This window comes from Agrobacterium sp. 22-210-1 (assembly GCF_053522525.1).
Map to the genome: position 1 here is coordinate 795,624 of NZ_JBNWCI010000002.1, position 20,041 is coordinate 815,664.

19 protein-coding genes are annotated in these 20,041 nt (G+C 59.4%); 9 read left to right on the forward strand and 10 right to left on the reverse strand.

Translation table 11 applies throughout. The features are described 5' to 3' along the window. Positions 1-50 precede the first annotated feature (50 nt). The 6 genes from ACQZ5F_RS16700 to ACQZ5F_RS16725 are packed head-to-tail and all read left to right on the forward strand — an operon-like array spanning position 51 to position 7,051. Positions 51-980, forward strand: a complete 930-nt coding sequence (locus ACQZ5F_RS16700) for a carbohydrate ABC transporter permease (protein WP_225338735.1) — start codon at positions 51-53, stop codon at positions 978-980. After that, positions 977-1,798 (forward strand): carbohydrate ABC transporter permease, encoded by an 822-nt coding sequence (locus ACQZ5F_RS16705; RefSeq protein WP_137086893.1) that lies wholly within the window; start codon positions 977-979, stop codon positions 1,796-1,798. Before ACQZ5F_RS16700 ends, ACQZ5F_RS16705 begins: the two co-directional genes overlap by 4 nt. Further along, a complete protein-coding gene (locus ACQZ5F_RS16710; RefSeq protein WP_225338736.1) occupies positions 1,795-2,826 on the forward strand; it encodes an alcohol dehydrogenase catalytic domain-containing protein in 1,032 nt (343 codons plus the stop codon). The genes ACQZ5F_RS16705 and ACQZ5F_RS16710 overlap by 4 nt, the downstream gene beginning before the upstream one ends. Before the next feature lie 31 nt (positions 2,827-2,857). Then, the gene (locus ACQZ5F_RS16715; protein WP_225338737.1) at positions 2,858-4,192 is read left to right on the forward strand and encodes an FGGY-family carbohydrate kinase; all 1,335 of its coding nucleotides are present in this window, start codon (positions 2,858-2,860) and stop codon (positions 4,190-4,192) included. A 54-nt stretch (positions 4,193-4,246) separates the two neighbouring features. Continuing rightward, the gene (locus ACQZ5F_RS16720; RefSeq protein ID WP_225338738.1) at positions 4,247-5,341 is read left to right on the forward strand and encodes an ABC transporter ATP-binding protein; all 1,095 of its coding nucleotides are present in this window, start codon (positions 4,247-4,249) and stop codon (positions 5,339-5,341) included. 18 nt (positions 5,342-5,359) lie between these two features. After that, positions 5,360-7,051 carry a dihydroxyacetone kinase family protein gene (locus ACQZ5F_RS16725; protein WP_225338739.1) on the forward strand — a complete coding sequence of 564 codons (1,692 nt, stop codon included), beginning with the start codon at positions 5,360-5,362 and terminating at the stop codon, positions 7,049-7,051. 181 nt (positions 7,052-7,232) lie between these two features. Here ACQZ5F_RS16725 and ACQZ5F_RS16730 read toward each other — a convergent pair whose 3' ends face one another. After that, a complete protein-coding gene (locus tag ACQZ5F_RS16730; protein ID WP_225338740.1) occupies positions 7,233-8,114 on the reverse strand; it encodes a LysR family transcriptional regulator in 882 nt (293 codons plus the stop codon). Positions 8,115-8,281: 167 nt separating this feature from the next. On the opposite strand from ACQZ5F_RS16730, the gene ACQZ5F_RS16735 reads away from it, so the two are divergent. Then, complete coding sequence (locus tag ACQZ5F_RS16735; protein WP_448739321.1) at positions 8,282-9,334, forward strand: alkene reductase; 1,053 nt, start codon at positions 8,282-8,284, stop codon at positions 9,332-9,334. 320 nt (positions 9,335-9,654) lie between these two features. On the opposite strand, the gene ACQZ5F_RS16740 is transcribed toward ACQZ5F_RS16735, so the two are convergent. The 7 genes from ACQZ5F_RS16740 to ACQZ5F_RS16770 all read right to left on the reverse strand — a co-directional run bounded on the left by ACQZ5F_RS16740 (position 9,655) and on the right by ACQZ5F_RS16770 (position 15,111). Continuing rightward, positions 9,655-10,344 carry a DUF4405 domain-containing protein gene (locus ACQZ5F_RS16740; RefSeq protein WP_225338742.1) on the reverse strand — a complete coding sequence of 230 codons (690 nt, stop codon included), beginning with the start codon at positions 10,342-10,344 and terminating at the stop codon, positions 9,655-9,657. Next, the gene (locus tag ACQZ5F_RS16745; protein ID WP_225338926.1) at positions 10,341-10,796 is read right to left on the reverse strand and encodes a cytochrome P460 family protein; all 456 of its coding nucleotides are present in this window, start codon (positions 10,794-10,796) and stop codon (positions 10,341-10,343) included. The genes ACQZ5F_RS16740 and ACQZ5F_RS16745 overlap by 4 nt, the downstream gene beginning before the upstream one ends. Positions 10,797-10,810: 14 nt before the next feature. Further along, positions 10,811-11,299, reverse strand: coding sequence for a (R)-mandelonitrile lyase (locus tag ACQZ5F_RS16750; protein ID WP_225338743.1), 489 nt, complete (start codon positions 11,297-11,299; stop codon positions 10,811-10,813). Between the two features lie 3 nt (positions 11,300-11,302). Continuing rightward, positions 11,303-11,659 (reverse strand): carboxymuconolactone decarboxylase family protein, encoded by a 357-nt coding sequence (locus tag ACQZ5F_RS16755; protein ID WP_225244292.1) that lies wholly within the window; start codon positions 11,657-11,659, stop codon positions 11,303-11,305. Between the two features lie 189 nt (positions 11,660-11,848). After that, positions 11,849-12,859 carry an alpha/beta hydrolase gene (locus ACQZ5F_RS16760; RefSeq protein ID WP_225244120.1) on the reverse strand — a complete coding sequence of 337 codons (1,011 nt, stop codon included), beginning with the start codon at positions 12,857-12,859 and terminating at the stop codon, positions 11,849-11,851. 152 nt (positions 12,860-13,011) lie between these two features. Then, a complete protein-coding gene (locus tag ACQZ5F_RS16765; protein WP_225338744.1) occupies positions 13,012-14,097 on the reverse strand; it encodes an alpha/beta hydrolase in 1,086 nt (361 codons plus the stop codon). 120 nt (positions 14,098-14,217) lie between these two features. Further along, complete coding sequence (locus ACQZ5F_RS16770) at positions 14,218-15,111, reverse strand: LysR family transcriptional regulator (protein WP_225338745.1); 894 nt, start codon at positions 15,109-15,111, stop codon at positions 14,218-14,220. Positions 15,112-15,244: 133 nt separating this feature from the next. Here ACQZ5F_RS16770 and ACQZ5F_RS16775 point away from each other — a divergent pair, with 133 nt between their 5' ends. Together ACQZ5F_RS16775 and ACQZ5F_RS16780 are read left to right on the forward strand one after the other, a co-directional pair. Beyond that, positions 15,245-16,684, forward strand: a complete 1,440-nt coding sequence (locus ACQZ5F_RS16775; RefSeq protein WP_225338746.1) for an MFS transporter — start codon at positions 15,245-15,247, stop codon at positions 16,682-16,684. Positions 16,685-16,699: 15 nt separating this feature from the next. Beyond that, entirely contained in the window at positions 16,700-17,689 is a 990-nt protein-coding gene (locus tag ACQZ5F_RS16780) for an aldo/keto reductase (protein ID WP_225338747.1), read from the forward strand. A gap of 130 nt (positions 17,690-17,819) precedes the next feature. On the opposite strand, the gene ACQZ5F_RS16785 is transcribed toward ACQZ5F_RS16780, so the two are convergent. Both ACQZ5F_RS16785 and ACQZ5F_RS16790 read right to left on the reverse strand, forming a co-directional pair. Continuing rightward, on the reverse strand, positions 17,820-18,983 hold the full coding sequence (locus ACQZ5F_RS16785) for a Gfo/Idh/MocA family protein (RefSeq protein ID WP_225338748.1): 1,164 nt from the start codon (positions 18,981-18,983) through the stop codon (positions 17,820-17,822). After that, on the reverse strand, positions 18,980-20,041 hold the full coding sequence (locus ACQZ5F_RS16790; protein ID WP_225338749.1) for a sugar phosphate isomerase/epimerase family protein: 1,062 nt from the start codon (positions 20,039-20,041) through the stop codon (positions 18,980-18,982). The genes ACQZ5F_RS16785 and ACQZ5F_RS16790 overlap by 4 nt, the downstream gene beginning before the upstream one ends.

Below are 20,041 nucleotides of genomic sequence, written 5' to 3' on the forward strand. Positions count from 1 at the left end.
CCTCCCGGCGGCTCGCCAAACTTCAGGATCGTTTATGCGGATGAAAAATCATGTCACCGATTTTGCTATCAAGCAACGGCCGGACGGCACGCGCCCGTCGTAGTTTCGCAACAGGCTGGTGGAACCGGCTCCCGCTCCTTCCGGCGCTGATCTTCGTGATTTTGGTCACGCAGCTGCCTTTCGTCATCACTCTCTATTATAGCCTCCAGCGCTGGAATCTGGTTTCGACCACGGCACCGAGATTTGTCTGGTTTCGGAACTTCTTCAACGCCGTCAGCGATGCCGTCTTCCTCAAGGCGATTTTCAACACTGCCGTGATGACCTCCTCGATCGTTATTGCTTCGGTCGTCGTCGGCGGGCTGCTGGCGACTGGGCTCAATCGGGAATTCCGGGGTCGGACCATTGCCCGCACCCTCGCAATCACACCGTTCTTCATCATGCCGGTAGCCGCCGCGCTTTTCTGGAAAACAGGCATCTACGATCCGACGTTCGGCATTCTTGGTTGGATCACCGACGAGATTGGCATAGGCCGTATCAACTGGATCAGTCAGTATCCGCGGCTAACGATCATCATTCTGACGACGTGGCAGTGGTCCGCCTTCGCGCTTCTCATCCTTCTGGCCGGCATGCAGTCGTTTCCGCCGGAAGTCGCCGAGGCAGCAGAAGTTGACGGAGCAAGCCGTCTCTATGTGTTCCGCCGTCTGATGTTGCCGCATCTGCGTCCGTTCATCGAACTGACAGGCCTCCTCGTTGCCATGTACGTGCTCGAGAACTTTGCAGCCATCGCCATCCTGACGAATGGCGGCCCCGCCTATTCAACGACCAACCTCTCATATTACGTCTACCTCGAGGCATTCAGCTCCTTCGACCTTGGGCGCGCCTCTGCCTTCGGAATGATCTCTCTCTGGCTTGCCATGGCTCTGACCATTCCGATGCTGCGAGTCGTGTCCGGGATCTTCAAGGAAGGAGGGCGCGCATGACCCGCCGGCGCACAAGTTACTTCGATCTTTTTCTGACCGCTCTAACCTGGATCGGTACGCTGGTCATGTTCACGCCGATTGCGTGGATGATCCTCACGAGCTTCAAGACGGAACAGGACGCGGTCAGCTATCCGCCGAAACTGTTCTTCACGCCGACGCTCGATCACTATCGTCGCATCTTCGAGAACGATTTCGCGTCCTTTGCCACGGCATCGATCATCGTCACGGTCGTCTCGACGGCCATCGTGATCATCCTCGCCGTGCCTGCTGCCTTCGCTCTCACCGTTCGCCCGGTGCCAAAATGGCGGGATGTGCTCTTCTTCTTCATCTCGACGAAGATGATGCCCATCGCAGCTGGCATCGTGCCGATCTACCTCGTCGCCCGCGCCTTCGATCTTTTGAACACATCGACAGTCCTGATCATAGTATACACGTCAATGAACCTGCCGTTGGCAATCTGGATGATCCGATCGTTCATGGTTGAAATCCCCAGGGACGTATTCGACGCCGTCGAGGTCGACGGAGCGGGCCGCGTTCGGGAAATGGTCCAGATCATTGTGCCCTTGATCAAGCCGGGCCTCGCTTCCACGGCACTTTTGTGCGCGATTTTTGCCTGGAATGAGTTCTTCCTCGCGGTGAACTTGACGACGACGGTCAGCACGCTTCCCGTCTTCTTGCAGAAATTCCTGAGTTTCGGCCAACTTTACACAGCACAGGTGGCAGCCGTTGCGACACTTATCAACATTCCTGTCGTCGTGGCTGGCTGGTTGGCCCAGAAGAGCCTGACACGAGGCCTAACATTCGGAGCAGTGAAATGAGCTTGGATAATTTGTTCGGCGGCGCGCCCAGCGGCAAGATGAAAGCCGTCCGGATAACGCAGGACCATCAGATCAGCGTGATCGAGACGACGGTCCCAGTGGTTGCCGATGACGAAGTGCTGGTGAAGCCGACCTGCTGCGGCATCTGCGGAACGGACCTGCATATCCTCAAGCACGGGTTTGTAGGAACGAACTACCCCGTCATTCCCGGCCACGAGTTCGCCGGCCATGTGGTGGCTACAGGACGAAACGTGCGGAACGTGAGGGCCGGTGATTTCGTGGCCGTCGATCCGAACGTTGTTTGCGGAGAATGCCGCTGGTGCAAGTCAGGCCGTCCCAACCTCTGCATCCACCTGACGCCGATCGGCGTGGGCCGACCAGGCGCTGCCGCTGAATACGTTGCGGTGCCAGGCCGCAATGCGTTCCGGGTGAATGAGTCCATCGGGTCGGATGTCGCTGCGCTCATCGAGCCCCTCGCCTGTGCGCTGCATGCCGTGAACTCCTCCCAGGGTATCAAGGACCGTCAGGTTCTTGTCCTCGGCGGCGGCACCATGGGCCTTCTCATAGCCATCGCGGCCAGGCACTCGGGCGCTGGAAAGGTAACCCTTGCTGATCCGGCCGCGGCGAAACTGGATATCGCTCGCAGCGTCGGCGTGGATGCCGCGGTACAACCCAACGAACTCGGCGGTGAACTATTCGACGTTGTCTTCGAAGCCGCAGGTGTCCCTGCCGCCCTCAAGCAGGGTCTGCAACTGGTCGAGAAGACCGGAGCCTATGTACAGGTCGGCGTTCACGACGAGCATGCCGAAGCGTCATTCGTGCCCTTCAAACTCTACGAGCAGGAGTTTCGGTTCATCGGTTCGAACTCTTGCGCCGACAAGTTCGGCGCGGCTGTCGAACTGATGCCGGACATCCAGGAAAAGGCCAAGCTCCTCATCGGCGAGAGTTTCCCGGTCTGGAACTTCGACGGTGCGGTTCAAAGCATGCAGGCCGGGAAGTCCATCAAAACCCAGCTCCGCTTTGCTTGAGCATCGTCATTCGCATTGAGGAGAACGTTGAATGATAGTGTGCGGCGTCGATATCGGGACGACCAATCTCAAGGTCTCGATCGTTGATGAGGCGGGCGTCTCAAGGTGGACGCGTGCAATACCGACGCCGCGTGCATCAGCACCTTCGGGTGCCGGCGTTGATGCGGCCCAGCTGGTGCGGGCCATCGAAGACCTCATCATCGAGGGTTGGACTTCGGTTGGACAGGGCCAGCCGCTTTCCGCGATCGCAACGACGGGCGTTGGCGAGGACGGCATTTGCGTCGATCGCTCGCTGGCCCCCTTGGATCACGCGATTCCCTGGTACGATCGACGCGCCGTCGCCGAGGCTTCAGAGATACGTGACAGCGAGGCAGCCACAACCCGCGCAGGCATAGAAATGGAGCACACACGCACTGGAGCAAAGTGGCTGTGGCTACGCCGTCACCAGCCGGCGCTGTTCTCAGACAGCACGTGGATCGCGCTCACGGATTATCCATCGGTTGTTTGGACCGGCCGCCCGTTCATAAGCGAGACACTGGCATCCCGCACTGGCTGCTACGATGTCGCGCAGCGAGACTGGATCGAAGGGTTGCTGGAATTCTGCGGCGCGCCGGCTTTGCCGGAGGTGCTCCGGGCGGGAGAGGTTGTTGGCCGTGTGCAAGACGGTCCACTGACATCGTCAGGTGCGGTCAGCACCAACACTTTGGTCGTCGCAGGCGGACACGATCACCCCGTTGCTGCCGCAATGATCCAGAGAATCGACCCAACGGCCCGCGTGGATTCGATAGGGACCGCGAACGTTGTTTACGGGGAGTCAGCGACGTTCCCGCTTGATCGCTTCGACAAGTATCTCGCGTTCATGGTGCCCGTACAGGCGAAACTTGGCGTAGCCTGCCTCGGCGTTTTTGAGTTTTCCTCGGCGGTCCAAGCCTTGCAGTCGCGGGGTGTCGATATCCGAGCCGTGCTGGCGCTTCCAAAAATTTCCGGAGAGCCCCGCTTCTTTGCATCGACAAAGGACCTGCCCGGCGAAGCAGATGCCCGCGCGGTTCTAGAAATGGCTGGCATTACTGCGCGGAGAATGTTCGACCATATGCGGTTGGCGGGCGTCCGCGATGCTGCGATTTACGCAACGGGCGGGTGGAGCCGTTCTCGGGCGCTCCTGGAACTCAGAGCCAGCATTTTCGGTCGATCAATTCGTGTTCTGAGCGAACAGGAACCGGCGGTCGTCGGCGCGGCACTTCTTGCCGCTGAGGGGTTGGGGGAGAGCGTCGATTTCTCCACGGGCGTAACCACTCGAACCGTCGATCCAGATCCGCGCTGGCTGGCATTCTACGAAGAGAATTATCAGGCGTACTTCAACGCCTGAATGGTCGGCCACTCGATGACGCCGACTGATTTTACGAACATTAGGGAGGATTTCATGTCCGTAATCGCAATCGAAAACCTGCACAAATCCTTCGGCGCGTTCAACGCCGTCGACAATCTCAACCTGACTACGGAGGATGGGGAGTTTGTCGTGCTCGTCGGTCCATCAGGCTGCGGCAAGACAACGACCATGCGTATGATCGCGGGGCTGGAAGGTTCGACGTCGGGCACGATCAGCATCGATGGCGAGAACGTCACCGACCAGACTCCTTCCGAGCGCGACGTTGCGATGGTCTTCCAGAACTACGCGCTCTACCCCCATCTCACGGTCTACGAAAACATGGCCTTCTGCCTTAAGGTGAGGAAGTGGACCAAAGATCAGATCGACGCTCAGGTCCGGAAGACCGCGAAGGCGCTGGATATCGAGGCCCTTCTCGAGCGTAAGCCCTCAGCGCTCTCGGGTGGCCAGCGCCAGCGCGTGGCCCTCGGACGCGCCATCGTACGCGAACCCCGCGTGTTCCTGATGGACGAACCGCTCTCCAACCTCGATGCGAAACTTCGCATCGAAATGAGAGCCGAAATCGTCAAGCTTTGCCGACGCCTCAAGATCACAACCTTCTACGTGACGCACGACCAGCTCGAAGCATTGACGATGGGGCACCGTATCGTGGTCATGCGAGGCGGCATCGCGCAGCAGATCGATACTCCGCAGAACATCTATGACACCCCGGTCAACCGGTTCGTCGCAGGTTTTATTGGGAGCCCCCCGATGAACTTCATCAGCGCCCGGATCGACAACGGCGCTCTGGTTGGGCCGGACTTCAGGCTGATACCTGAGGGGAGCGTCGGCGATGCGCTTCGTTCGCGCACCGGGAGCGTGATCGCGGGAGTTAGACCCGAGCACCTTTCGCCGCAGGTTAATGCCGCCGCCAGCGACGTCGGTGCGATTAAGGGACGCATCGAACTCATCGAGCCGCTCGGCTCCCAGGTGATGATCCAGGTTTCGGTCGGCAGCGATTTGATATCGGCGCAGTTCGAACGCGGACCTGAAATCGATGTCGGAAAAGAGATCTTGCTGCTACACCGTCCTAATAGCATCCACGCTTTCGACGCGACAAGTGAGCGCTCCGTCCTAGCGCCCGCGAACTGAGTATATCTGGAGATAGTCATGAAGAAGCTGATCAACGATCCGTCCACCGTCGTACGTGACATGCTCAAGGGTGTGGTCGCCCTCAGTCCCGCAACTATACTGCTTGCCGACGAAAACGTGGTGATACGCTCCGGTCTTCCCGAAAGCGGAAACCGGAAAGTCGCCGTGCTCTCGGGCGGCGGCAGCGGTCACGAGCCAGCTCATGCCGGATACGTCGGAAGCGGCATGCTCACCGTCGCCGTGGCAGGTGATGTCTTCACATCACCGAGCACCGACGCAGTTCTCGCAGGCATCAAGGCCGCCGCCGGGTCTGCTGGCGCGCTGGTCATCGTGAAAAATTATACCGGAGATCGCCTCAACTTCGGCCTGGCGGCAGAGCTGGCGCGTGCCGAGGGTATACCCGTTGAAATCGTCGTGGTTGCAGACGACGTCGCCCTCAAGGACACCGTTTCCGCCGACCGCCGCCGCGGTATCGCCGGGACTGTCCTCGTGCATAAGCTCGCTGGCGCGGCGGCGGAGCAAGGTCTCCCACTTGCCGAGGTTGCGCAGATTGCCCGTTCTGCGGCCGACAAGCTCGCGTCGATGGGGATATCCCTGGGCTCATGCACCCTTCCAGCGGTTGGAAAGCCAGGCTTCGTTCTTGGAGAAGAAGAGATCGAAGTCGGTCTCGGAATCCACGGAGAACAGGGTGTCCGCAGAATGCCGATCGCCTCGGCCGGTGAACTGACTGCTCTCGTTCTTGAGACGATCGAAGCCGATGGAAAGATCAAGAGCGGCGACCGGGTGGCGCTGCTGGTGAATGGCCTTGGGTCCACACCGCCAATGGAGCTTTCCATCGTGGCCGGCGCCGCAGTCGAACTGCTTGAGAAAAAGGGGGTCACGGTCGAACGGGCCTGGGCCGGCACCTTCCTGTCCGCATTGGACATGCCGGGCTTTTCACTGTCGGTGATGCATGTTGACGAAACGTCGCTCGCTTTGATCGACGCACCGACAGACGCCAGCGCCTGGCCCCGCGGCGGAGCGGTGAACCGAAACCGCGTTCTTCCCTCCACGGCGCAAAACGATGCGCCTGCCTCCGACACCAAGGTCACCGCAGCCGGCGCAAGACTTCAACAGGCCGTCGAAGTTGTGGCGAAGGCCCTGATCGCTGCAGAGCCGCATCTAACCGAACTGGACAGCATAACCGGCGACGGCGACCTCGGCGCGAGCATGAAACGCGGTGCGGAAGCAGTTCTGGCCCTTCCCAATGAGAGTTATTGCGACGTAGCCACCGGACTGATGGCCATGGCCAACGCGATGAGGAAGGCCATCGGCGGCAGCTCGGGTCCGTTCTATGCGACGGGTCTCATGCGTGCCTCTCGACATCTTGCCGGCGTTGAAGCTCCAACAGCGACGCAGCTTGCCGACGCATTTCTGGCGGCGGTTCAGGCAGTCTCCGATCTGGGCGGTGCCAGGCCGGGCGACAGAACGATGATCGACGCACTACACCCGGCCGCCACGACTTTCGCGGAGAGCCTCGCTTCCAATCAAGACGCGACTCATGCCTGGAAAACGGCTGTCTCCGCCGGCGTTGGCGGAGCGGAAGCAACGAGCGCCATGCGCCCTCGACTGGGTCGTGCGAGCTATTTGGGGGATCGCGCCATCGGGCATCCTGACGGTGGTGCGGTCGCCGTCACCATATGGCTTCAGGCGATCTCTTCAGCGATCTGATCAATCAACGTGCGTGTCGGCACTCGATGCGCGAAAAAGGGCAAATGCCACGTTGGGTGCCGAGTTCCGAACGAAGTACCCAATTTGACCGGCCCACCATAGGCCGGTCGCACGGAGCATAGATTTCACTGACTTTGATGGTGACGCTCGCTAGACCCGATCGGTCCATTTCAGGTTTGCTCTAGGTCACATCCCGGAGCTTTTCCCGCAGGAATTCAATGAACCGCTGGGTCTTTGCGGGAAGTAATCGCGTCTCCGTCACCGCATAAACGGGGTTGGGCTCTCCGATCCATTCTGGAAGCACCGGAAGCAGCTTTCCCGCCGCAAGCTCGTCCGCGACGATCCGCTGGGGGAGAAAGACGACCCCCATATCCAGTGCGGCGAGCTTTCGGATCATCGCTACACTGTTTGTCCGAAAGCTACTCGAGGTTTTGACTGTGATCCTCTCGTGGCTGGAATGCAATGTCCAGGAAGATGATGTGGAGATGGCCAGGCATTCGTACTTCTCCAGATCGCTGGGATGCCCAGGCTCTCCATTCGCCTCAAGGTATTTCGGCGACGCATAAAGCCGCGCGGAAACCCGCGCCACTACGCGAGTGATGAGCCCGGAACCCTCCGGGGAACCCATGCGGATTGCAAGATCGAACGGCTCTCCAACAAGATCGACGTTCCTTGGCGTCAGGTCCATGTCGAAGGTTATCCCCGGATATCGCTGCGCGAATTCGGGTAACAATGGCGCGAGATAGGTTGTAGCGAAGTCCACCGGGAGAGAGACCTTGAGCACTCCGGTCGGCCGCGCCACCATGTCGCCAAGCTCCTCATGGGCGATACGCGCTTCCTCGACGATCCGCTTGCTGCGTTCGTAATAAAGTTGTCCCGCCTCGGTCAGTTCGATCTTGCGTGTCGTCCGGTGAAGAAGTCTCAGTCCGATGGATTCTTCCAGCATGGAAATTCGCCGCGACAGGGTCGAGTTTGGCATCCCAAGCGCTTCTGCGGCTTTTCGGAAACTATTGGCTCGGACGACTTCAACAAATAGCGCCATATCATTCAGATAGTCAGGCATTGCTCCACCTATGGAATAATCAATTCCAATATGAGGCGTTTATTCCAATATTTTAAGCCCCTATTTGTTGATCACGAAGATTACTGAAGAGAGAGCGTGACAGATGAAGCGTGACACGGCGAAGGTCGGGGCGGCAACCTATTTGCAGGCGCTCATAGCGGCAAGCGATACGCTGCTCCAGCGCGATCGAAGTGTCGAACCGCCTGGCGATGGCCCCGATGACCAGGAGCCGAGCGCAATACGACGGTACGCCTGGCCCGCTCGCCGCCGAGTACTATTCCCAGCGCGCCAGTCTCGGGCTGATCATCACCGAAGGCACGCAGCCCTCGGATGATGGCCAAGGATACACCCTGACACCAGGCATCTACACCGATGCGCATGTGAGGGGCTGGAAGGAGATCACGGACGCGGTGCATGCCAAGGACTCGCATATATTCATCCAGTTGATGCATGTGGGCAGGACGTCGCACCCCGACAACACGCCGCATCACCGACAGGCGCTCGCGCCGTCCGCCATCGCCCCCAAGGATCAGATTTTCACGCCGACGGGCTTTCAGGCCGTTCCAGAGCCCCGCGAGATGAGCGCTGACGATATCCATCAGGCCATTGCCGACTTCCGCTATGCCGGCAAGCGCGCCATCGAAGCCGGGGCAGACGGCGTCGAAATCCATGGCGCGAACGGCTATCTCATCCAGCAGTTTTTCGCGCCCAACGCCAACCAGCGCACTGACGCATTTGGCGGCACGATCGAGAACCGTGCGCGCTTCGCCATCGAGGTCGCAAAAGCGGTAGCCGACGAAATCGGTCCCGAGCGCACGGGCATCCGCCTGTCGCCGGGCGCGACGCTCGGCGGCCTCGATGAAGGCTCCGACGGCCCAGACTTATACCGATACCTTGTCGGCGAACTCGACAAGCTGGGACTGGCGTATGTTCACGTCATGCATCTCGGTAGCGAGTCGTTGCTCGCCGACATCCGCAAGCTTTGGCACAGGGCGCTGATCATCAACCGCCCTGGCCGCGCCTTGGCCGACATAGGGGCGGATATTGTCAACGGACTGGCCGACATCGAGTCCTATGGGCAGTTCACGCTGGCAAACCCAGATTTCCCGGAGCGCCTCAAAAAGGGAGCCAATATGAACCCGGCTGACCGTATGAGTTACTTCGGTGGCGATGCTAAGGGCTTCATTGACTACCCAACGCTCGAGCAGGCGACCGCATGATGCTTCCGATCAATCTGGACAACTCGATCAAGCACAGTCATCTGCGCGGCGATTTCGATATCGAAATCCTGCACCCAGGTCTGGCTCTGGGCTGAGGTGTCTGCACGGGGATGGACAAGGCTGGAGCAACAATCACGAGCACCAATCAGCTCATGGCTGAACTGGCTGGCAATTGGGCCACGCCACAGGGTGGCCAGTTGGCTCAAGTGCTTGTCGAGGCCCTGACGGCTGAATATCCCCGCTTCCCCCGCAACCAATAATGCCGGGGTAAGCGGTGATCCCGAGATGACATCATCCGTTTGGCATGTCTGGAATAGTGCTCACTCGCACGCCATTCTTCGACGCGCCCGCATTGAAACAAGCCTCAAGCCGAAATGGGTTGCGGCAATGTATAAGCCGACTATGGAGGCGTAGTTCACGAAGAAGCCCAACGTCGACGCATTGAAATCCCACATGTCCAGCGAATAGCGCAGCATCAACTTCGATCCGAACGCCATGTCGAACGAACTTCTCACACCCCAGGCCATGATAAGGACCGTCAGCAAACGCAGGATCGCAGTCTGGCAAGCGCCCCGAGCAGGCATTCCAATCATTCCATAGAAAACGTTCATCACAACCTGCCAGCGCGTTCCGAGATGGATGCCAACGATCAGTAGCATCCAGTATCCCGTGAACATGTGGATTTCCCGGACGGCGAAAGCACCGCCCATCGCCGTGAGCGGGAAAAGATCGCGCGATATCAGCAGGCTCGTTAAGAACATGATGGTCATTGCGATTGCCAGGCTGACAATCGTGATCAGATTGATGATGCGGGTGACATCCAGCTTCCGTTTCGTCACGCCGCCATACCAGCGGCGATTAAAGACGTTATGAACAATCACCAGCGTGAAAAGCACCGTTCCGAACAGCTCGTGCGACAGGTTGTCCAGCCACCAATAGGCCAGACACGCAACAATCAATCCGACGGCAATGAGGTCGAGGACCAGACGAAACCGCAAGACGCCGTTCATTTAAGTTCGAACCGGCGCATTTCGTTGAACGTGTACAGGAAATCCCTGTCGGCCCGTGAGGTATGACAGCGCTGACAGCGGGCGGTGTTCTCGTCCATGTTGATCGTGCCGTCCGGCTTGAACCATTGGAACTGCCAGTCGGCAGTACGGCGGTTTTCGTCGTAATCCTGCCCCCAGCCCTCGCCCTTCTCCATGATGAAGTAACGGAAGAGCTTGCCACCGCGATAGTCGACCAGCGCGACATGGGTGCCGTTGGGAATGGGATCGCCACGCTTGACGGCCTCGATTGCTTCACGGGTGGTCATGATGTGCTCCGTAACCTCCCCCCGCTCGACTGTCGTATAGTGTATGAGCTTGTCGATTTCAGGCATGGTTGCGCGGGTCGGCTCGGCACGGACCTGCATGCCGACGAGAAATACGGCGCTTGTTACGAAGGCGGCGGCACCCGCCATATACACGACCCTGTTCAATCAAGGCCTCCATCAATCTTGGTGTATTGCTCGTCGGTCACATGTTCCATCCATTCCACCGTCTGGCCGTCCAGGGCCTCCGCCACGGCGATGTGCGACATCCCGACTTCAGGTGAAGCGCCATGCCAGTGTTTGACGCCTGGAGGTATCCAGACGACATCTCCGGGTCCGATCTCCTGGATGCCGCCATCCCAGTGCTGAACTCGCCCCGCACCGTCCGTCACGATCAATGTCTGACCGAGGGGATGCGTATGCCAAGCGGTGCGGGCAGCGGGTTCAAAGGAAACGACACCGCCACCGACCCGGGCGGGCGACTGGGCCTGGAAACGGGACTGCACCTTGACGGAACCGGTGAAATAATCCGGCGAGCCTGCGGTTGTCGTCTGATCGTTGAAACGGGTAACCGTTACGGCGCGATCCGGTTCGGCGAAAGCTGCCGTGGCGCTAAAGGCCATGGCGGCGGTGACCATCGATTTCGTATTCATGGATTATTTCTCCGCAAAGACGTCTTTGGCGATCGCAACCGCGGAAACGCCGCTCGGCCAGCCCGAATAAAAAGCCATATGGGTGATGGTCTCAACAATCTCCTCCTTCTTCAGCCCGTTCTGCAGGCCAAGGCGGATGTGAGAGCGAAGTTGATCGGGACGATTAAGAGCGATCAGCGCTGAGATCGTTACGAGGCTCCGGTCACGTTTGGAGAGTTCGGGACGTTCCCATATGTCGTTGTAAAGAACCCCATCCGTCAGGTCGGCCAATTTCGGGGCGGTATCGCCCATCAATTGCTGGGCGCGCGTCTGCTGCTTTTCCGGCTGTGCCGTTTGCGTTGCTGTCTGGGCGTGTGTCATGGAAATGAAACCGTTGATGAGAGTGATGCTCGTTGCGAGAAAGAGACTTGTGGCGAATGCCTTCAAAGCTTGGCTCCTTAAATTGATCGCGTGCTCGCACGGCCGGTGACAGCAGGCATTGAACGACCCATCGTCATGACGAGCCCTTAACCCTGCGGTCACCGGTGAACGAACCGCTGATGGAAGATGTCAAACCAGGGTCCGGCCGAAGAAGGGTGTCAGCTTGTCCACCGCCGCTTCGACATATTCGGGTACCCAGTAGGTTTCGATGTGCTTTGCGCCCTTGATCGTGAAGAGTTCTTTGTCCTTCGTGCCGGTGGCCCTTGGGAACGCATCTTCGGTCATGTAAAGCGTATCGGCCTCGCTTCCGGCGATCATCAGCAGCGGCACGTCGATAAGTTCGATCTCGTCCGTCGCATCCCAGCGCATCAGGTCCATCAGGCTGCTCATCGTGTATCTGAAGGTCGAGCCGGGATGTGCATTAGTGCGCCAGTAATAGTGATAACCCTGTCGATAGAGGTCGAAAGGCAGGGCTTCGATCTGCGCATCCGTGAGGTTCGCGTCACCCGCATAGAGAACCTCACCGCCGGCCGCTTCCTGCGCGCGGGCAGCGGACGCCTGTTGCAAACGCTTCTGGATCGTATCCATCTGCGTATCCTTAAAACCGTTGCGGCGGACTCGCCCGGAATTGAACATGCTGAGCGTCGCCACCGCCTTGAAGCGCTTGTCGGTCTTTGCCGCTGCAAGCGAATAACCGCCACCGCCGCAGATGCCGAGCAGTCCCAGACGCGCCGTGTCTACACCAGGGAAGCCGCTGATGAAGTCCGCCATTCCGTGGATATCCTCGATGCGATGCTGAGGTTTATCGACGCTTCGCGGTGCGCCACCGCTTCCGCCCTGATAGGCGGCATCGGCCGTGATCGTGATGAAACCGCGCTCCGCCAGATGCTGGGCATAAAGGCCCGTGGTCTGCTCCTTCACGCCACCATTCGGATGCGCCAGCACGATTGCAGGGTATTTCCTGGCAGGATCGTAGTCGGCCGGGGTATAAACGTTGGCGACGATATCGAGGCCGTTCAGTTTGTACGTCACCGGATGGATGTTCACCTTGCCGGGCTCGTTTTTGGTCAGCGCGCCATCATAGACGAGCGTGAAGGGGTTTTGCTTGTAGTCGGCAGCGACGGCTTGGGTCGTCGTCATGGTTGACACTCCTAACATTGCACCAGAGATGAAGAGGGCCGAAGCTCCGAGGAACTCCCGTCTCTTTCCGTTGATGATTTCGTGCGCCATCGTCAGGCTCCTCAATTTGTCGGAAACGCGCGCACCGACCTGTTGAGGTACGCGCGCATGGATCAGTCGAGCTTCTTGTCGGCGAGGAATTTCGAGACCTGATCGGCGATCTCGACATTGTTCAGGTCCGACATCAGGAAATGCGTGCCGCCCTTGATGCCGATATCCGGCAGGTGAACGAGCGTCGCGTCGCCACCATGCCTGTTGACGGCCTCCACCCAGAGCTTCGCCATTGCCAGCCTGACGCGCCAGTTGTCCTGCCCGCGTTCGGCGGTCGGTTCCGTCGGGAAATTATCGCCGTAATAGATGACGATCGGCAGGCGCGTCAGTTTTTCGAAGTCGGCGGCGGGAACAGCCTCGGCTTTCAGTGTGCCTGCGGCGCTCGGCATGTCCCCGGGTATCTCGCCTTCGGGGAAGATGAACCCGCTTCCAGGCTCCAGTGCCACGATACCCTTGACGTTCGGGTTCTTGATCGCCGTCAGCCAGCCGGGACCACCCGCCTGCGAGTGTGTGAACAGGATGGCAGGCCCCGTCCTGTCGAACAGGGCCGACATGGCATCGGAAATTACCTTGGCATCATACGGTCCGGTGTTCGGCGTGACCGAACGCAGGAATTGATCGAGCGCTGCCGGATCGCGGGAGAATTGAACATTGCCGAAATAGTCCGGCCATTTGCCGATACGAAACTGGTCGAAGAAGAGCTGGTCATAGGGTGTCGGCTCGATCGTCGTTGCAACCGTGCTGTTGCCCGCGCGGCCTCGGCGCGGCTGGTCGACAAGGTAAGTGGAGTAGCCACGGCGCAGGAAGATATTCTGGAAGCCCTCGCGGCCATCCGGCGTCGTCTCCCAGCTGCGCGCCGACTGGAACGCGCCATGCAGCATGACGATCGGCAGCGGCTTCGGATTTTGCGGAATCTGATAGAACACATAGGCGTGGTCGCCATGCAGCGTCTGGCCTTCGGCTGTCGGCGCATTGTTGTTGTAGGTTCCGGGTTTGCTCGAAACCGTACCGCCGACTGCAAAGCTTCCCTGCTGCTCAATGACAAGGGGTTCGACCTTTGACGCTGTCTGGGCAAAGGCGACGCTGCAGGACGCAGCGATGGCGGAAAATACGAAGATTGAAATGGTTTTGGTAAAAATCTTTGGCATGGCTCTCTCACAACATGACGTTGAAAGAAGGCTAAGCGAACAGCGCTCCAGTGATTAGATACCCATTTACGATTGAAGCCATTAGCTACGCTTATCAATCACTTTTAGTTTATTAGCGGGTTATCCGCGATATCGAAGCGCGTCCACCACAAGGGCAAAGGCCGGAGATGCGTGACGTCGATTTGGATAATAAAGGTGGTAACCGGAAAAAGGCGCGCACCAGTCTTCGAGAACCCGTATCAGTGCTCCTTTCGCTATCTCGTTCGTAACAAGGTCCTCCGGCATATAGGCAAGGCCAAGTCCCCGTTTTGTGGCATCGAGGCGCATTGCAATGTTATTGAAGACAAGTTGCCCTTCCACCCTGACCTTGAGTTCATGGCCATCCTTCTCGAATTCCCAGGCGAGGATGTTGCCGTAGGTCGGCATGCGAATCTGGATGCAATTGTGGGAGGTTAAATCCTCGGGTACTTCCGGCCAGGGATTCTGCTGGAAATAGGATGGCGCGCCAACCACGGCCATGCGCATCTCGGGGCCGATCTTGACCGCGATCATGTCCTTTGCAAGCTGCTCACCGAGCCGGACCCCTGCGTCATAGCGCTCCGCAACAATATCCGTCAGCCCGTAATCGACGGTAATCTCGACATTGATGTCGGGGTAATTCGAAATGATTTTTTCAAGTGCCGGCGCAAGAACGGAGATCGCGGCGTGTTCCCCTGTCGTGATGCGCACGGTTCCCGCGGGTTTGTCCCGCATGTCGCTGAGCGCCGAAAGTTCGGACTGAATTTCGTCGAACCTTGGACCTGCGGTCTGGAGCAGGCGCTCACCCGCAGCCGTGGGCGACACGCGCCTTGTCGTTCTCGTCAAAAGCCTCAGACCCAGTCGCTCCTCGAGACTGCGCACCGTCTGGCTCAATGCGGACTGCGAGACACCCAGCTTGACGGCGGCCCGGGTAAAGCTCTGCTCACGCGCGACGGTAACGAAGGCAGCCAGATCGTTGAAGTTCTCCTGCGGCATTCATTAGACATCCTTATAGCTTCATGCCGATTACTGCCCCTAATCGAAAAGATCGGCAAGGAATATCTTTATGGCATCAAAACCACAGCTTCGCCGTGGAAAACGGTATTGCCACCCGTAGAACGGAACCCTGATGCCAAAAAGACAAGCGACCACCGCCCCTGCCAACAAAACCGCGATCCTCGCGATTATCCTCGTGAGCTACGTGATGATCGTTCTCGACATCTCGGTCGTGCTGACCGGGCTTCCGAAGATCCATCACGAACTGGGGTTCACCGACGCCGGGCTGGCATGGGTGCAGAGCGCCTATACGCTGACCTTCGGTGGTTTCCTGCTGCTCGGCGCTCGCGCCGGCGACATTCTGGGACGCCGGCGCATGTTCATCATCGGTATGGCTATATTCACGCTGGCTTCCGTCGCCATCGGGGCTTCACAGTCCTCCGCATGGATGCTGTCATGGCGGGCAATACAGGGACTGGGCTCCGCCATCCTTGCGCCCTCCACGCTGGCCCTCCTCCAGATCAATTTCGAAGAAGGCGAAGAACGCGTCCGTGCGGTGTCGCTCTATAGTGCCGCGGCTGGTGTTTCAGCCACAGTCGGACTGATTGCCGGCGGCCTTCTCGCTGACTGGCTGTCCTGGCGCGCCGGCTTCCTGATCAACCTGCCGATCGGGATCGCAATGATCCTTGCGGCCCGCACCTGCATCCCCGAGACGGCAAAGCAGCCGGGTGCCCTGGACGTTCCTGGAGCGCTCTCCTCGACGATCGGCATGAGCGGGCTCGTCTACGGTTTCATCCGTTCAGCACAGGCTGGCTGGGATACGACGACCATCGTCATCCTTGTCATTTCGATCACGCTCCTAGGCCTTTTCATCCTCATCGAGCGCCGTGCACCGCAACCCATTCTCCCACTTCGGCTGTTTTCGGATCTCGAGCGTTCGGGTGCCTACGGCGCGCGTGTCCTCTATCTCGGCGCGATGGTCGGTTTTTTCTTTTTCACGACGCTTTACCTTCAGGAAGTCGCCGGCTTGCGCCCGGCGCTTACGGGTCTCGCCTTCGTGCCGGCAACGATGCTGCACGTACCGATCGCCATGATCGTGCCGCGCCTCATCCAGCGCTTCGGGCGTAACACGGTCCTTGTCACAGGCACGGTTGTCGGCATCGTCGCCATGGGCTGGCTCAGCCGCGCGGGCATAGGCTCCAATTACTGGACCGCCATCGCAATGCCGATGATATTGATCGGGATCAGTCAAGGTTTGGTACTGAGTCCCCTGACCTCCTCCGGTGTCGCCCGGGTGGATCATGCGGATGCCGGGGCCGCATCCGGCGCAGTCAACGTTGCCCACCAGATGGGCAGCTCGGTCGGTCTCAGCCTGTTGATCGCCATTGCGGCCATCGGCTCTGCTGGCCTCACTGGCGCGGAACTCACCGCCTACCGTGCGTCGCATGCCTTCGAGGCCGGAACAGTGATGCTTATGGCAACATTGGTGATCGCGCTTTTAACCATCGTGCCGGCCGCCACACGGCGGGCACCCGCCGAAACACAGGCCGCCCCGACAGAAAGCGCGGCCTGATCAAGGAGCAGAAACATGCAAAAACGCAAAATCGGAACCCTCGAAGTTTCCGCCCTCGGCCTTGGCTGCATGAGCATGAGTTCGGCCTATGGGCCAGCGGCCGATAAAACCGAGATGATCAAGTTGATCCGTTTTGGCCATGAGCGGGGCATCACATTGTTCGATACCGCTGAAGCCTACGGCCCTTTCGTCAACGAAGAGCTTCTCGGCGAGGCCATCACGCCCATACGTGACATGGTCGTCATCGCCACCAAGTTCGGCTTCGACATCGACCTTGAAACAGGCGAACGCCGCGGCGGCACCAATAGCCGGCCGAAGCACATCAAAGCCGTCGCCGAAGCGAGCCTCAAGCGGCTCAGGACTGATCGCATCGACTTGTTTTACCAGCACCGCGTCGATCCGGCCGTTCCCATCGAGGATGTCGCAGGCGCTGTGAAAGACCTGATCGATGAAGGCAAAGTCCAGCATTTCGGTTTGTCCGAGGCGGGTGTCGGCACCATCCGCAAGGCCCATGCCGTTCAGCCCGTCACCGCCGTCCAAAGCGAGTACTCCCTGTTCTGGCGCGGACCTGAGGCCGAGTTGCTTCCGGTACTTGAAGAACTCGGGATAGGTTTCGTGCCGTTCAGCCCCCTCGGTGCTGGCTTCCTGACAGGTAAGATCGACGAAAATACCCGGTTCGACCCAACCGATTTCCGCAATGCTGTTCCGAGGTTTTCCCCCGAGGCCCGCAAAGCCAACATCGCACTGGTCGATGCCATCAAGGCCATAGCCGACAACAAGCAATCGACACCCGCCCAAGTCGCTCTTGCTTGGTTACTGGCACAGAAACCATGGATCGTCCCTATCCCCGGCACAACCAAGCAGCACCGCCTTGAAGAAAACCTTGGTAGCGTCGATCTTGAACTGACCTCGACTGACCTTGAGGAAATCAACACGATCCTCACGAAGATCGAAGTCGTCGGCAACAGGCTTCCAGAAGCGGTGCTGAAGATGACCGGCCTTTGAGGATGGCCGTTCGAACGTCCTCCGTGTCACGTCAATGGAAGGCCCGGCAGAGAAATTCGCGCGGCCTTCCGGGCCGGCAGGGCCTGTCCGGAAGACCGATTTTCGGCATAATCCGTCTTTGGCTGCGCGCCTATACCGCCACCGGGGTAATCCAGCGCGGATCGGCGCTTTCGGCACTGTCCACCACCGCTTCCACAAAGGCCACACCCTTCAACCCGTCATAGGCAAGCGGGATGTTGCGGCCGATGGCTGCCGGTTCGCGCCCCGCCTTGCGGGCGCGGATGGCTTCCGCAAAACCGGCATAGAGGTTGGCGAAGGCTTCCAGATATCCTTCCGGGTGGCCGGGCGGGGTGCGGGTTCGGACCCTCGCGTCTTCGGAAAGATCGTCCGCACCGCGCTTGATGGTCTGCACACGCCCATCAAGTGGGCTATAGACGAGTTCGTTCGGCTGTTCCTGAAACCATTGCAGCGAGCCGGTCGCGCCGAACACCCGCAGACGCACGCCGTTGGAATTGCCGAGCGCCACCTGCGAAGACCATAGGAGGCCGCGCGCTCCGCCCTCATAACGCATCATCACATGGGCATTGTCATCCAGCGCCCGTCCCGCCACGAAAGTGGCGAGATCGGCGGTGAGGGACTGAAGTTTCAGCCCGGTCACGAAACCGGCCAGATGATAGGCATGGGTGCCGATATCGCCGATGGAGCCGCCGCGGCCGTTCTTTTTCGGATCGGTGCGCCACGCCGCCTGGGCATTCCCCTGCTGCTCGATGGCCGTCGCCATCCATTCCAGCGGATATTCCACCTGCACGGTGCGAACCTCGCCGATCTCGCCAGCCACCACGCGCGCGCGGGCTTCATGCACCATCGGATAGCCGGAATAGGTGTAGGTCACCCCGACGAAACGGCCGGTCTCTCGCGACAGCCTTTCCAGCGCGATGGCATCCTCCAGCGTGGCTGTCAGCGGCTTTTCGCAGATTACATCAAACCCGGCCTCGATCAGCGCTTTGGCGATCGGATAATGGGTGAAATTCGGCGTGCAGATCGCAACCGCGTCGACGCGGTCTTCTCGGGAAATCTCGCCGGCAATCAACTCCTGATAACTGCCATAGCTGCGGGCGGGGTCTAACCCCTCATTGATCGCAAAGGCGCGACCCCGGTCGGGATCGACATCGAAGGCCCCGGCAACCAGTATCCATTTGCCGTCAAGGCGCGCGGCGAGACGATGGATATTGCCGATATACGCGCCTTGGCCGCCGCCGATCATGCCCAGGCGAAGTGGTCTTTCGATAGTCATTGTTCCTCCAGCCCCAGCATGGCGCGGTTGGCGTTGCGATTGGCACCGGATTTGACAAAATCGTCAAAGGCGCGGTCCGAAACGCGGATGATGTGATCGGCGATGAAACGCGCGCCTTCAGACGCGCCGTCCTCCGGGTTTTTGACGAAACATTCCCATTCCAGCACCGCCCAGCCATCGAAGCCGTAGGTCGTCAGCTTCGTGAAGATCGCCCCGAAATCGATCTGCCCGTCGCCCGGGCTGCGGAAGCGCCCGGCCCGTTTGGACCAGGGCTGGTATCCGCCATAGGCGCCCGATTTTCCGTCAGGGCGGAACTCGGCGTCCTTGACGTGGAAGGTCTTGATCCGCTCATGGTAGTGATCGATGAAAGCCAGATAATCCATTCCCTGCAAAACGAGATGCGAGGGGTCATACATCAGGTTCGCGCGGGGATGCTCCTTGACCTTGTCGAGAAATAGTTCCCAACTGTGCCCGTCATGCAGGTCTTCGCTCGGGTGGATTTCGTAGCAGACATCCACACCATAAGCGTCGAAGTCGTTGAGGATCGGCGTCCAGCGGCGGGCGAGTTCGTCGAAACCTTCCTCGACCAGCCCTTCCGGCCATTGCGGATAGGGATAGAGATAAGGCCATAGAAGCGCGCCGGGAAAGGTCACGTGACGGTCGATGCCGAGACGCTTGGAGGCGCGGGCGGCAAAGCGCAGCTGGTCTTCGGCCCATGCCCGACGCTTTGCGGGGTTGCCGCGCACATGCTCCGGCGCAAAACTGTCCATGATCGCGTCATGGGCGGGATGAACCGCCACAAGCTGACCGGTGATGTGGGAGGCAAGCTCGGTGATCTCCAGCCCATGCTCGCCGAGCATGCCTTTCAGATCGTCGCAATAGGCATCGCTTTCCGCCGCCTGTTTCATGTCGATCAGTCGCGTATCCCAGGTGGGAATCTGCACGCCCTTGAAACCCTTGGCCGAGGCCCATTGCGCCAGCGAGGCAAGCGAATTGTAGGGCGCCTCATCCGCCGCGAATTGCGCCAGAAAAACGCCCGGTCCCTTGATGGTCCGCAT

Bases quoted from the DNA above. Each gene is read 5' to 3' on its own strand.
- ACQZ5F_RS16760 (WP_225244120.1), bottom strand. From the start codon at position 12,859: ATGACGACGACCCAAGCCGTCGCTGCCGACTACAAGCAAAACCCCTTC.
- ACQZ5F_RS16700 (WP_225338735.1), top strand. From the start codon at position 51: ATGTCACCGATTTTGCTATCAAGCAACGGCCGGACGGCACGCGCCCGT.
- ACQZ5F_RS16740 (WP_225338742.1), bottom strand. From the start codon at position 10,344: ATGAACGGCGTCTTGCGGTTTCGTCTGGTCCTCGACCTCATTGCCGTC.
- ACQZ5F_RS16725 (WP_225338739.1), top strand. From the start codon at position 5,360: ATGAAGAAGCTGATCAACGATCCGTCCACCGTCGTACGTGACATGCTC.
- ACQZ5F_RS16775 (WP_225338746.1), top strand. From the start codon at position 15,245: ATGCCAAAAAGACAAGCGACCACCGCCCCTGCCAACAAAACCGCGATC.
- ACQZ5F_RS16730 (WP_225338740.1), bottom strand. From the start codon at position 8,114: ATGCCTGACTATCTGAATGATATGGCGCTATTTGTTGAAGTCGTCCGA.
- ACQZ5F_RS16715 (WP_225338737.1), top strand. From the start codon at position 2,858: ATGATAGTGTGCGGCGTCGATATCGGGACGACCAATCTCAAGGTCTCG.
- ACQZ5F_RS16720 (WP_225338738.1), top strand. From the start codon at position 4,247: ATGTCCGTAATCGCAATCGAAAACCTGCACAAATCCTTCGGCGCGTTC.
- ACQZ5F_RS16745 (WP_225338926.1), bottom strand. From the start codon at position 10,796: ATGGCGGGTGCCGCCGCCTTCGTAACAAGCGCCGTATTTCTCGTCGGC.
- ACQZ5F_RS16765 (WP_225338744.1), bottom strand. From the start codon at position 14,097: ATGCCAAAGATTTTTACCAAAACCATTTCAATCTTCGTATTTTCCGCC.
- ACQZ5F_RS16790 (WP_225338749.1), bottom strand. From the start codon at position 20,041: ATGCGGACCATCAAGGGACCGGGCGTTTTTCTGGCGCAATTCGCGGCG.
- ACQZ5F_RS16755 (WP_225244292.1), bottom strand. From the start codon at position 11,659: ATGACACACGCCCAGACAGCAACGCAAACGGCACAGCCGGAAAAGCAG.
- ACQZ5F_RS16785 (WP_225338748.1), bottom strand. From the start codon at position 18,983: ATGACTATCGAAAGACCACTTCGCCTGGGCATGATCGGCGGCGGCCAA.
- ACQZ5F_RS16705 (WP_137086893.1), top strand. From the start codon at position 977: ATGACCCGCCGGCGCACAAGTTACTTCGATCTTTTTCTGACCGCTCTA.
- ACQZ5F_RS16750 (WP_225338743.1), bottom strand. From the start codon at position 11,299: ATGAATACGAAATCGATGGTCACCGCCGCCATGGCCTTTAGCGCCACG.
- ACQZ5F_RS16780 (WP_225338747.1), top strand. From the start codon at position 16,700: ATGCAAAAACGCAAAATCGGAACCCTCGAAGTTTCCGCCCTCGGCCTT.
- ACQZ5F_RS16770 (WP_225338745.1), bottom strand. From the start codon at position 15,111: ATGCCGCAGGAGAACTTCAACGATCTGGCTGCCTTCGTTACCGTCGCG.
- ACQZ5F_RS16710 (WP_225338736.1), top strand. From the start codon at position 1,795: ATGAGCTTGGATAATTTGTTCGGCGGCGCGCCCAGCGGCAAGATGAAA.